At 70.4% G+C, this 12079-nt stretch carries 13 protein-coding genes; 7 read left to right on the forward strand and 6 right to left on the reverse strand.

All coding sequences use genetic code 11. The annotated features are described in order from the left end of the window. The first annotated feature begins 27 nt into the window (after positions 1-27). The 6 genes from AC1DVZ_RS01885 (at position 28) to AC1DVZ_RS01910 (ending at position 4791) form a co-directional block, all read left to right on the forward strand. On the forward strand, positions 28-495 hold the full coding sequence (locus AC1DVZ_RS01885; RefSeq protein ID WP_477616485.1) for an NfeD family protein: 468 nt from the start codon (positions 28-30) through the stop codon (positions 493-495). A gap of 11 nt (positions 496-506) precedes the next feature. Then, positions 507-1694 carry an SPFH domain-containing protein gene (locus AC1DVZ_RS01890; protein ID WP_477616502.1) on the forward strand — a complete coding sequence of 396 codons (1188 nt, stop codon included), beginning with the start codon at positions 507-509 and terminating at the stop codon, positions 1692-1694. Between the two features lie 288 nt (positions 1695-1982). Then, a complete protein-coding gene (locus AC1DVZ_RS01895) occupies positions 1983-2336 on the forward strand; it encodes a hypothetical protein (RefSeq protein WP_477616486.1) in 354 nt (117 codons plus the stop codon). Positions 2337-2451: 115 nt separating this feature from the next. Continuing rightward, positions 2452-3225, forward strand: coding sequence for a sulfite exporter TauE/SafE family protein (locus tag AC1DVZ_RS01900; RefSeq protein ID WP_477616487.1), 774 nt, complete (start codon positions 2452-2454; stop codon positions 3223-3225). Next, on the forward strand, positions 3225-3944 hold the full coding sequence (locus AC1DVZ_RS01905; protein WP_477616488.1) for a TSUP family transporter: 720 nt from the start codon (positions 3225-3227) through the stop codon (positions 3942-3944). Before AC1DVZ_RS01900 ends, AC1DVZ_RS01905 begins: the two co-directional genes overlap by 1 nt. A gap of 19 nt (positions 3945-3963) precedes the next feature. Continuing rightward, a complete protein-coding gene (locus AC1DVZ_RS01910) occupies positions 3964-4791 on the forward strand; it encodes a TrmH family RNA methyltransferase (RefSeq protein WP_477616489.1) in 828 nt (275 codons plus the stop codon). Here the strand turns inward: AC1DVZ_RS01910 and AC1DVZ_RS01915 are convergent. The 4 genes from AC1DVZ_RS01915 to ald all read right to left on the reverse strand — a co-directional run bounded on the left by AC1DVZ_RS01915 (position 4773) and on the right by ald (position 8993). Continuing rightward, positions 4773-5153 carry a DUF3037 domain-containing protein gene (locus tag AC1DVZ_RS01915; RefSeq protein WP_477616490.1) on the reverse strand — a complete coding sequence of 127 codons (381 nt, stop codon included), beginning with the start codon at positions 5151-5153 and terminating at the stop codon, positions 4773-4775. The two genes, AC1DVZ_RS01910 and AC1DVZ_RS01915, sit on opposite strands and share 19 nt — an antisense overlap. Beyond that, positions 5150-5917, reverse strand: a complete 768-nt coding sequence (locus tag AC1DVZ_RS01920; RefSeq protein ID WP_477616491.1) for a HipA family kinase — start codon at positions 5915-5917, stop codon at positions 5150-5152. The genes AC1DVZ_RS01915 and AC1DVZ_RS01920 overlap by 4 nt, the downstream gene beginning before the upstream one ends. 373 nt (positions 5918-6290) lie before the next feature. Continuing rightward, complete coding sequence (locus AC1DVZ_RS01925) at positions 6291-7823, reverse strand: ATP-dependent DNA ligase (RefSeq protein WP_477616492.1); 1533 nt, start codon at positions 7821-7823, stop codon at positions 6291-6293. 51 nt (positions 7824-7874) lie between these two features. Continuing rightward, positions 7875-8993, reverse strand: a complete 1119-nt coding sequence (gene ald, locus AC1DVZ_RS01930; protein WP_477616493.1) for an alanine dehydrogenase — start codon at positions 8991-8993, stop codon at positions 7875-7877. A 199-nt stretch (positions 8994-9192) separates the two neighbouring features. Between ald and AC1DVZ_RS01935 the strand changes: the two genes are divergently transcribed. Continuing rightward, entirely contained in the window at positions 9193-10149 is a 957-nt protein-coding gene (locus tag AC1DVZ_RS01935) for an anti-sigma factor RsbA family regulatory protein (protein ID WP_477616494.1), read from the forward strand. Between the two features lie 43 nt (positions 10150-10192). Here the strand turns inward: AC1DVZ_RS01935 and AC1DVZ_RS01940 are convergent, their stop codons facing one another. Together AC1DVZ_RS01940 and AC1DVZ_RS01945 are read right to left on the reverse strand one after the other, a co-directional pair. Further along, complete coding sequence (locus AC1DVZ_RS01940) at positions 10193-10375, reverse strand: hypothetical protein (RefSeq protein WP_477612890.1); 183 nt, start codon at positions 10373-10375, stop codon at positions 10193-10195. A gap of 98 nt (positions 10376-10473) precedes the next feature. Then, entirely contained in the window at positions 10474-11661 is a 1188-nt protein-coding gene (locus tag AC1DVZ_RS01945) for a WD40/YVTN/BNR-like repeat-containing protein (protein ID WP_477616495.1), read from the reverse strand. Positions 11662-12079: the final 418 nt, after the last annotated feature.

The raw sequence follows: 12079 nt of genomic DNA on the forward strand, positions 1-12079 counted from the left end.
GCCTGACCACTGAGAGGGAGGGGTGTCATGGACTGGTTCGCGGAGAATCCGTGGCTCGCATGGCTGGGACTGGCTCTGATCCTGGCGGCCATCGAGGCCGCCACGGTCGACTTCGTCTTCCTCATGCTGGCCGGAGGTGCGGCTGCCGGAGCGGCGGCATCCGCGGTCGGCGTGGCCTTCCCGGGTCAGGTGATCATTGCCGTCGTCGTCGCAGGGCTGCTCCTGCTGCTCGTGCGGCCGATCATCACCAGGAAGTTCATGGTGGCCGAGGCCAGCCACGGAATCGGCGCGCCCGGTCTCGTCGGCCGCAGCGGGCGGGTCCTGCAGGCAGTGACCGCGACCGACGGTCGGGTCAAGGTGGGCGGGGAGACCTGGTCCGCACGCACGCCGCAAGGCGGCGCCACATGCCAGCCCGGCCAAGAGGTCCGGGTTGTATCCATCGAGGGGGCCACCGTGATCGTCACCGGCATCACGGCGAGTCAGAAAACGGAGTAGACGTGGACGGCATTGGAGCAGGCTTCATCGTCCTGCTGATCCTGGTTGCCTTTGCGCTGATCGTGCTGTTCCGCACGGTGCGCATCGTGCCCCAGCAGACTGCCCTGATCATCGAGCGGCTCGGCCGCTACGCACGCACGCTCGAAGGCGGCATCCACTTCCTGGTGCCGTTCGTCGACAAGGTGCGCGCGAACGTCGACCTGCGTGAGCAGGTCGTGTCGTTCCCGCCCCAGCCGGTGATCACCTCGGACAACCTGGTCGTCAACATCGACACGGTCATCTACTACTCGGTCATCGACGCGAAGTCGGCCGTGTACGAGATCGCCAACTTCATCCAGGGCATCGAGCAGCTCACCGTCACCACCTTGCGCAACGTCATCGGCTCGCTCGACCTCGAGCAGACGCTGACCAGCCGCGACCAGATCAACGCCCAGCTTCGTGGTGTCCTCGACGAGGCGACCGGCAAGTGGGGAATCCGCGTCAACCGCGTGGAGCTCAAGGCCATCGACCCGCCGCACTCCGTGCAGGAGTCGATGGAGAAGCAGATGAAGGCCGAGCGTGAGCGCCGTGCCCAGATCCTGTATGCCGAGGGCACCAAGCAGTCCGCGATCCTCACCGCCGAAGGTGAGAAGCAGAGCCAGATCCTGCGCGCCGAGGGTTCCGCCCAGGCTCGCATCCTCGAGGCCCAGGGCCAGGCCCGCGCCATCCAGCAGGTCTTCGACGCCATCCACCGTGGCAAGCCCACCCAGAAGCTCCTGGCCTACCAGTACCTCCAGGTGCTCCCGCAGATCGCCCGCGGCGACGCCAACAAGATGTGGATCATCCCGAGCGAGCTCACCGACGCCCTCAAGGGCATCGGCGGCATGCTCGGGCGTGGTGAGGGCGGCGGGCCGTTCAGTGGCGGGTCGGACGACGACGAGGGCTGGGTCGATCCCGGTCCCCTGAAGGATGCCTTCGACGAGACCCAGCTCGAGGACCCGATGCAGGCCCTCGCCGAGGCCCGCGGGATGGCCGGCAAGGCGAGCCAGGAGGCGACCGAGCACGCCGCGCCGGTGAAGCGCGTGCAGCCACCCATGACGCCCCCGGCGGACGCGGTGCCTGAGTTCGAGCCCCCCGTGGCCCCGACACCGCCCGCAGTCGAGCCGCTTCCGCCGGTGGACCCCGAGCGACCCGAGGAGCCGAAGCCTCCGACGTCCTGACCCGCAGGCACCTGAACCGCACGACGCAGGTATGCCGCCCGCGCACCTGCGCGGGCGGCATACCTGCGTCGTGGCGCGTTTTTGGGGCGACGGGGCGCGGCGACTGAAATGTCTTCGGGGCCTGCTCCTTCAGCAGCAACTGACCGTTTCCGTGCGTCTCGGTCCACAGGTGGGGTGCCTCCACAGGTGTCGTCCACAACCGTGGCTAGTGCCGCTGGAGACCTGGCGGGCACCCGCAGACCCTGATCCGACCGACCAGAGGACCGCTACGCGACGGAGGTGAGGGCCGTGCTGCTGTCCCGTGGCAGGCACACGTGGGCCTCGCACCACGCGGCGCTGGCGCTGTCGGGGCTCCCACTGGTCGACTGCGACCTGAAACGCATCGACGTCTGCTCGCCCGTTGACCGCACGTTCACGCGCAGCGGCCTGACGACACACCCCTTGTCCGATGGAGAAGAGGGCCGCGTGGTCGGCGGCGCGCGGTCGGTGTCTCTGCCGCTGGCGTTGTCCCAGGTGCAGGGACGCAGTCTGCGCGCTGCGGTGGTCCGCCTGGTGTGGAGCGACCTGCGTGACTCGCACAGGGTGGCGACGCTGGTTCGGCAGGCTGCCCATCGGGCCGGTCAGGGGCCGGTGCCTCGGTAACGGCGTGGCCGGGGTCTCAACCTGTCGATGGCCACTGGACCTTCCGTGCCCGCTGACACCTTCAGTGCGGCGAGCCCGAAGCGGGCGCTGGGGCGGTCGTCGCTAGGGTGACGTGGTGTCCGTTCTTGAAGCCCTCGGGATCTTCCTCGCAGGGCTGGCGGCGGGGACGATCAACACGGTGGTCGGGTCTGGCACCCTCATCACGTTCCCCACGCTGCTGTTCTTCGGCTACCCCCCGGTCGTGGCCAACGTGTCCAACACCGTCGGTCTGGTGGCCGGGGGAGTGACGGCCGTGCACGGCTACCGGGGCGAGCTCGACGGCGCCGGGCGGACGCTCCGGCGACTCGCACCAGCATCCCTGCTCGGCGGCGTCATCGGTGCGGTGCTGCTGCTGGTGCTGCCCGCGGAGGCGTTCCAGGCGATCGTGCCCGTCCTGATCGGCCTGGGGCTGGTGCTCGTCGTCCTCGGTCCACGGCTGCAGGTCCGGGCCCTTGCCCGCCACGAAGCCGGCATCGGGCAGGCCTCGTGGCACGCTGCGGCGCTCACAGGAGGAGTGCTGGTCGCCGGCATCTACGGCGGCTACTTCGGCGCTGCCCAGGGCGTCATCCTGATGGGTCTGATGAGCGCCCTGTCCAGTGAACCGATCCAGCGGCTCAACGGGTTCAAGAACGTCCTCGCCACCATCGTCAATGCCGTGGCCGCCATCACCTTCATGGTGGTGGCGTGGGGCCGGATCGACTGGATGGTGGCGCTGCTCATCGGGGTGGGCGCGTTCGCGGGCGGTTTCCTCGGCGCGAAGGTCGGACGCCGACTGCCGCCGCTCGTGCTGCGCGCCGTCATCATCGTGGTCGGCCTCGTGGGGATCATCAAGATCGTCTGGTTCAGCTGATGCACTGGACCCCGGTCCTGCTGCTCGGTCTGGCCCTCTTCGCCGGTGCCTTCGTGCAGTCGTCGATCGGCTTCGGCATGGCGGTGGTCGCGGCCCCCTTCCTCGTGCTGTTCGCACCAGGCTTGATGCCAGGCGCATTGCTCGTCACCAGCTTCTCGCTGCCGGTGGTTCAGCTCGTCCACGGTCCGCGCGACATCGCGTGGCGGTCGCTGTCGTGGGCCCTGGCAGCGCGACTGCTGGTCATGCCGTTGGGAGTCGCCGCGGTAGCGCTGCTGTCCGTCCGGGCGATCTCCGTGGTCACGGGCGTGCTGATCCTGCTCACGGTGGCCGCGTCGGTCTCGGCCCTCGAGGTGCGACCCACCCCGGTGAACTCGGCTGTCGCCGGGGCCATCGCGGGGTTCTCCGGCACCGCCGCCTCGATCGGCGGCCCGTTCCTCGCGCTGGTGCTCCAGCACGAACGCCCCACGCGGCTGCGCGCCACGCTGTCGGTCTTCTTCCTGGTGGGAGCAGCCATGGCCGTCGCCGGGCTGAGCGTCGCGGGGGAGTTCACCCGTGAACAGCTCGTGGCCGGCCTCGCGTGGATCCCGTTCATGGCCCTCGGGTATGCCGCGGCCGCACCGGCCCGCGCCCGGCTGGACCGCGACCGGTTGCGTCGGGCCGTGCTTGCCTTCTGTGTCCTGGCCAGCGTCAGCGTGATCGTGCGCGCCCTCGTGTCCTGAGTGATCTAGCCTGCTCGCCGTGCCCCTCGCCATCACCGACCCAGCCGACCCGCGGCTGGCCGACTACGTCTCGCTCACCGACGTCGCGCTGCGGCGCCGCACCGAGCCGGAGCGCGGCCTCTACATCGCCGAGTCGGAGAAGGTCATCCGGCGGGCGCTGGAGGCTGGACACCGACCCCGCAGCTACCTCATGGCACAGCGGTGGCTGACCGACCTGTCCGACCTGGTCGAGCGGGCCGAGGCCGAGGGTGTCCCGGTCTTCGTCGGGGAGCACGACGTCATCGAACGGCTCACCGGGTTCCACCTGCACCGTGGCGCCCTGGCCTCGATGCAGCGGCCCGAGCTGCCGACCGTGGCCGACCTCGTCGCCGACGCGCGGCGGGTGCTGGTCCTCGAGGACATCGTCGACCACACCAACGTCGGCGCCGTCTTCCGCTCGGCCGCTGCCCTCGGCGTGGACGCGGTCCTGGTCACTCCGAGGTGCGCAGATCCGTTGTACCGCAGGGCGATTCGAGTCTCCATGGGCACCGTGTTCCAGGTGCCGTGGACTCGCATCGACCCCTGGCCCGGCGGCATCTCCGATCTCCAGCATGCCGGCTTCACCGTCGCGACCCTGGCTCTGGCCGACGACGCAGTCAGCCTCGACGAGCTTGCCGCCGACCCACCCGAGCGGCTGGCGCTCGTGCTCGGCACCGAGGGCGACGGGCTGTCCCACCACACCCTCGATGCGGCCGACCTGACCGTGACCATCCCGATGGCTGGAGGCGTGGACTCCCTCAACGTGGCCGCGGCGGGCGCCGTGGCCGCGTGGGCCCTGCGCCCCACGGGTCAGTCGACGAGGCGCTGAAGGAGGTCGCGCAGCTCGCTCGCCGGGTCGGCCGTGAGGCCTCCGTGCACCGGCCCCGGCTGGACCACCGTGCTCCGCGGTGCGCTGAGCCACCCGAACCTGCGCCCGAGACCGCCCAGGGTGGGCAGCCCACCACCGGTGACTCCGCGGCATACCTGGCAGATGGTTTCCAGCGCGCGGTCGACGTCCTCGACGTCGACCTGGGGCGCGAAGGCGTGCAGCCGCGCTGCGTCGACGCGGTAGGCGGCCTCGAGGAAGTCGGCGCCCTGGCTGTAGAGGACGAGTCCGACGTTGAGGAACTCCTCCCGCTCCACCCGCGGTACGCAGCGCAGCACGACGTACTGGTAGCCGTGGAGGGTCATGACGGGTCCTCGGGGAGCCAGGCCGCCGGGTTCGCGACGCGGGCCAGGAGGTGTTCGACGTAGGCCGCGCGCACGGCGGCGGGCGTGTCCAGACCGGGTGCCTCCTCCAGCCAGGCCTCGGGCACCGCGTCGACCACACCGGCAAGCAGCTCCGCCGTGATGCTGGGGGAGAGGCGTTCGTGGGCCGCGGCCGTGCTGGACGCGACGTCGCCCAGGACGTGGGCGCTGGCATCGAAGGACTGAGTCGCGAACCGTCGGGGATCGGCGCCACGGCCCGGCCAGCCGTGGTGGAAGTAGAGCGCGGCACCATGGTCGATGAGCCACGGGTTGCGGTGCCAGACAAGGAGATTGGGGTTGCTCCACGTGCGGTCGACATTGGCGGTGAAGGCGTCGAGCCACACGATGTCGGCGGCGGTGTCGGGCGCGGGTGGCCGTGACCCGTCGTACCCGAACGAGCCGGGCAGGAAGTCGATGCCGAGGTTGTGGCCCAGGCTGGCCGTCAACAGGTCCTGGACCTCCTCGTCGGCTTCGTACTTGGCGATGGGTGCCTGCAGGTCGACGACGGCCATCCGCGGGACGTTGAGGTCGAGGGCGCGCGCCAGCTCGCCGACGATGACCTCGGCAACGAGCACCTTGAGGCCCTGCCCGGCTCCGCGGAACTTCACGACGTAGGTGCCGAAGTCGTCGGCCTCGACGATGCCGGGCAGGGAGCCACCCTCCTTGAGGGGGGTGACGTAGCGCGTGGCGGTGACCTGGTCGAGCACGACGCCCAGCCTAGGGTGCTGCGCGTCGTGCCCGAGTCAGGTGTCGCCGACGGTGGTCGCCGGCCCCGTCAGGGCGCCAGGCAGGTGGCGTGGTTGAGTGCCGCGATGACCGCCTGACGCCAGCTCAGCCCGGACGTGGCCGTCCGGCAGGATGCGCCGCCGCAGTCGCACTGCCAGCGCCAGGTGCCTGCACCGGCTCTGTGCACGTGCGGGTGGTGGTGGGCCGTGTCCGGCCGGGTGTGGTGTCGTGTCTGCATGGTGTTGCCCCCTCGGCCGCGCCGCCCCGTGGCACGTCCTGACTCCCAAGAGGGTCGGCGTGGCCCGGTGATACGTCGGCGGCCGCGTGTGTCGCGAGGCCGGTCCAGGTGACCGGTCAGCGAAGGGCGCGCACGGTCTCCAGCGTGTCGGCCTCATCCGCGCGTTTGTCGTCGCGGTAGCACAGCACCCGGGCAAACCGCAGGGCCATTCCGCCGGGATAGCGCGACGAGGTCTGGATGCCGTCGAAGGCGATCTCGACCACCTGCTCGGGACGCACGGTGACGACGTAGCCCTCGGTGCCGCCGACCGCGAGCTCGGTGAAGCGCTCGGTCTGCCAGGCCAGCATCTCGTCGGTCATGCCCTTGAACGTCTTGCCGAGCATGACGAACTCGCCCGTGTCGGGGTCGCGCGCGCCGAGGTGGATGTTGGACAGCCATCCCCGGCGTCGTCCGCTGCCCCACTCGACGGCGAGCACCACGAGGTCGAGCGTGTGCCTCGGCTTGACCTTCACCCAGCCTGCCCCGCGGCGTCCGGCGGCATAGGGGGCCGAGGGAGCCTTGACCACGACGCCCTCGTGACCCTCGCCCACCAGCCTGGCGAAGAACTCTCCGGCCTCTGCGGACGTGGTCGCGGTGATCCGTGGCACCAGCGACGGGGTCGAGACCAGCTCGGCGAGCCGCGCGAACCGAGCGGAGGCCGGCAGCTCGAGCAGGTCCTGGCCGTCGACGTGCAGCAGGTCGAAGAAGTAGGGCGTCACCGGCACCCGAGCCCGCAGTTCGGCAACTCCGGTGCTGCTCATCGTGCGCGACGCGGTCTCCTGGAACGGGCGCGGACGTCCTGCCGCGTCGAGCGCGATGGCCTCGCCGTCGATGACGACGGACTCCACGGGCAGGGCGAGGACGGCCTCGACCACCTCGGGCAGTCGCTCGGTGATGTCGTCGAGCGAGCGCGTGAACAGGTGCACCTCGTCTCCGTGGCGGTGGGCCTGGAGCCGGATGCCGTCGAGCTTGCCGTCGACGACCACGCCCTGGCTGGTGTCACCCACCTGCTCCCACGCGGCGTCGATGTCCGGGGCCGACGCGGCGAGCATCGGCCGCAGTGGTCGACCGACCTCGAGCCGGATCGCGGCCAGCGCGTCACTGCCTCCGGTCAGGGCCGCCGCGGCGACCGGACCCGCGTGCCCCGCCAGCATCACGGCGCGCCTGACGTCGGCCTCGGGGAGCTGTGCAGCCGCCGCGATCGCCGCGAGCATGACGCCGTCCAGCGCGCCCTGCCTGACCTGGCCGGTCACCAGGGCGCGGAGGTAGTCCTGTTCAGGTGCGGTCAGCCGGGCGAAGAGGGCACCCACGGCGGCAGCCCGGGAGGCGCCCGACCCAGAACCCGAGATCGCGCCGATCGCTGTGAGGGCGGCGTCGACCTCCGCCACCGTGACGGTGGCCGACGGCGCCGGCTCGGGAAGGGTGGACAGCCCGCGCCAGCTCACCCCCACGCGTCGTTGCGGCAGCACCCCCGAGAGGTATGCCGCGACCGTCGCCGCATCCCGTGGGCCGGCCGCACGCAGCGCGTCGGCCACGGCTGCCGTCTTGGCGAGCCGGGACCGCGTCTCGGTGGYAGCGCGCGAGGCGGCGACGACATCGGCGAGGAGCACGCCCCCAACGCTAGCCGGGCCCTCCGACAGGCGACGGGACCAAACCTGGGATCAGCCGGCGAGGACGGCTTCCAGGTCGACGGACTCGAAGCCATGAGCCTCGGCGACGGGTGCGTAGGTCACTGCCCCGGCATGGGTGTTGAGGCCGAGGGCGAGCGGTCGGTTGGCGCTGAGCGCGTCGCGCCATCCCCGGTTGGCGAGCTGCACGGCATACGGGAGGGTGACGTTGGTGAGGGCGTAGGTGCTGGTGTGGGGCACGGCGCCCGGCATGTTCGCCACGCAGTAGAAGACCGAGTTGTGCACCTCGTAGGTGGGGTCGGCGTGGGTGGTCGGCCGTGAGTCCTCGAAGCACCCGCCCTGGTCGATCGAGATGTCGACGAGCACCGAGCCGGGCTTCATCCGCGAGACCTGCTCGTTGGTGACGAGCTTGGGTGCCTTGGCCCCGGGGACCAGCACGGCGCCGATGACGAGGTCTGCGTCGATGATGGCCCGCTCCACCTCGTAGGCGTTCGACGCGACGGTCTGGCAGTGCCCCTGGTAGATGGCGTCCGCGTGCCTCAGCTTCGCGATGTCGCGGTCGAGCAGCAGCACCTCGGCCTGCATGCCCAGGGCGATCGCGGCGGCGTTCATCCCCGAGACCCCGGCGCCGATGACGACCACCTTCGCGGCATACACCCCGCTGACCCCACCCATGAGGACACCACGGCCGCCCTGGGCGCGCATCAGCGTGTGGGCGCCGACCTGGGGTGCGAGCCGACCGGCGACCTCGGACATCGGGGCGAGCAGGGGCAGCGACCGGTCCGGAAGCTCCACGGTCTCGTAGGCGATGCCGGTGATCCTGCGCTTGACGAGCTCCTCGGTCAGGGGCTGGTCCGCGGCGAGGTGCAGGTAGGTGAAGAGGGTCTGGCCCTCGCGCATCCGGTGGTACTCCGGCTCGATCGGCTCCTTGACCTTGAGGATCAGGTCGCCCGTGCCCCAGACGTCGTCGGCGGTGTCGAGAATCGTCCCACCCGCGGCGACGTAGTCCTCGTCGAGGATGGAGGAACCGACACCCGCATCCTTCTCGACGAAGACCTCGTGGCCGTTGACGACGAGCTCGTGCACACCCGATGGGGTGATGGCCACGCGGTACTCGTTGTTCTTGACCTCGCGCGGAATGCCGATCTTCATCTGGTCCTCCTGGGTCGCGGTGGCGACCACGCCAGGCCGCCACCGCCCACCTTCGCAGATGCGAGATGGCCATGACACGTTTTCGCTGCTCAGGGGGTTTCCCGGACTGGCACCCATCGGGCGCGCAGAGGCGTACCCTTTGCCTGAGTCCGGGGCATTGCGTCCCGATCGGCCGCGCGCGCACGGAGCTTTCATGGGCATGACGACTTCCCCCCTCGCAGTGGGGGAAGCGCGCGCCGGCAACGGTTACGTCCATGACGTGATGTTCTGGTCGCGTCCGGATGCGTTCGTTCGCGCCACGGTCGACTTCGTTCGCGGCGGGCTGCTGGCCCACGAACGGGTCCTCGTCGCCTTGCCCGCCCCTCGGCTGCAGGCGGTGCGGGCGGCCCTCGGCGAAGGGGCCGGACACGTGGACTTCGCCGACATGGAACACCTCGGCGCCAACCCCGCCCGGATCATCGCAGCGTGGGTCCAGTTCGTGACCGAGTCCGGTGACCGCCCCTCGCGCGGGGTGGGCGAACCCCTCTGGGCGGGACGCTCGAGTGTCGAGGTCAGCGAGTGCCAGCTGCACGAGGCGCTGCTCAACGACGCCATCCCGCCGACGGCACCGTTGTGGCTGCGCTGCCCCTACGAGGTGGGGGCGCTGCCCACCGAGGTGGTCGACGTCGCCCTGCACTCGCACCCCTGGGTGGCGGAGGACGATGGCACCGCCCGGGCCAACGAGTCCTACGGCGGAGGCGAGCTCGGGGCCCTGGGCTTTGCGACGCCGCTCCCGGATCCTCCGGCCGCCAGCATCGTCCGCACCATCACACACGAGACCCTGCGTTCGGTGCGAGACCTTGCCCTGCACGTCGCTCGCGTCTGCGGAGTCCCGGAGGGACGCGCCGAGGACCTCGGGCTCGCGCTCCATGAACTGGGTGTCAACTCAGTGGTCCACGGGACCGGCGGCACCCTGCGCCTGTGGCGCACGCCTGAGGCGTTGGTCTGCGAGGTCACGGACGGTGGTGTCGTGGCGGACCCACTGACCGGGCGACTCGCCCCCAGCACCGAGGAGCCCGACGGTCGAGGGCTGTGGATGGTCAACCAGCTCTGCGACCTCGTCCAGCTGCGGTCCTCCGACAGCGGGACGACGGTGCGGGTGCACACCTGGCTCTAGCCCGTCGGCCCTGCCCCGGCTAGCCGGTGTGGGGAACCGGGCGTCAGGGCGCGACGGTGGACGAGTGCAGCAGCGCGGCGATGAGCGCCGAACGCCAGGCCAGCGGGGCCTGCGCCGGCGTCCGGCACGAGGCGCCACCGCACTCGCACACCCAGATCCAGCCCCGCGCTCCGCGCAGGACGCGCGGGTGGTGGCTGGTGCTGCGGTGGATGGTGTGCGTGCTCACGTCTTCGACGGTAGGAGCCGGGCAGGTATGCCGTGCTCGGACGCGCCGGGGATCGGCCGAGTTCGCCCCCTAGTAGGGCCGAACGGACGAGGTGGAGGTCAACCCCTCGGAACCCGCGGCAAAGTCGGCGTCCTCACGGCGTTGCGGTGGAGTGACCCGAGCGGTCTGGTCCGGGGCGCGGGGGAGCCCGCTGCGGTGACGGTGAGGTTGTTGACCCGCACGATGGTGGAGTCGCTCATCCCCAGGTACACGGTGCCGTTGACCACGGCCACGGACTGGGCGCCGGCAGGTGCGGTGCTCAACGGCGTCCACGAGGTGCCGTCGAGGCTGCGGTACACGCCCATGGTCGTCAGGGCGTAGATGGATCCGTCGCCCGGGACGGCCAGGTCGGAGAGTCCGCCGATCGCGGCGGTCACCGCGGTCACACCGTTGAACGTGGTGACGCCGTAGGCAGAGCCTCCCGCGCAGACGATCTGGTTCTTGAACACCTCGACCCGGTTGGCAGCCACTGTCCCGCAGGGCCGGTCGACGGACCCGGCGGAGACAGTCGACCACGTGGCCCCGTTGAAGGCGCGCAGGGGTGCACCACCCGAGACGCCGTTGGCCTGGAGGTACATCGTGCCGTTGATCGCGGCTGCCCAGTAGTAGCGCTCGTAGCCGTTCTCGACGGCCGAGGTGTCCTTGGCGACCAGCTGCCAGGTCTGGCCCCCGTCCGTCGACCGGTATGCCCCCGCCCCACCACCCGCCACAGCGGTGTCGTACTGCCCGACCGAGCCGACCATCCACAGGTCGTTCCCGTTCAGCGTGGCCACGTCGTAGACGTGAACGGCCGGCGCCTTCATCTGGTTGGTCCACACGCCGGTGGCGTTGGTCGCGTACCCGACGTCGGCGGTCCACGGAAGGCGCGGGTCGGTCATCGGTGCGTACAGCTTGCCGCTCAGCCTGCGGTAGACGCTGATCTCCTCGGTCGGCACCTCGAGCTGGCTGCCTGAGAACGCTCCTGTCGCGGGGTCGAACGTGTGGACCTGCTGTGGCCCGGTGTTCGCGTCGTAGTCGCCGTAGGCGACGTACAGCTTTCCGCCGTCCAGGCCGAGGTCGCGGATGAGGTGACCTGCGGCGGTGGGCTGGGCCGCCGCGAAGGGATCCCTGCCCACCACGGTCGTCGTGTGCGAGGGGACAGGGGTCGGCTTCACGGGCTTGGCGGCCTGGGCGGGACTCGCGGTGGCGATGACCGCCGCCGCCATCGCGGCGGCGAGGACGGCAGGTGCTGTGTTCCGGAGGTGCATGCGAACTCCCACGATTGGGTGCCGTTTGGTCCACAGGTCAGGCAGGTCGCCGGACACGGCAGAGCCGACCCGGTGGGGGCCGGGCCGGTACCAGCCTCCCGCGCCGCCAAGCCAATGCAAACGGCTTTACCAAACCTTTAATGTCTTGTTCTGGTGTTTACCGAACGCAGCCCAAACCATCATGCTTTCATCCTCTTATCCAGAAGGAACGAACCCTTCCAATTCAGTCCACGCGGGGAGCGACCATGGCAAATGAACTCGGCATCGTCATCGAAGAGCGGCTGCGCGAGAAGGGGTGGTCGGTTTCTCGCTTCACCGTGGAGAGTGGGTTGAGCGCGGAGCTGGTCGTCACCCTGGTCGGGCCGGAGCAGCTGGCCGCGATGCCTGACGAGTCGACGCTGGCGCGGCTGTCGAAGGC

This window comes from Pedococcus sp. P2_E5, assembly GCF_056403895.1.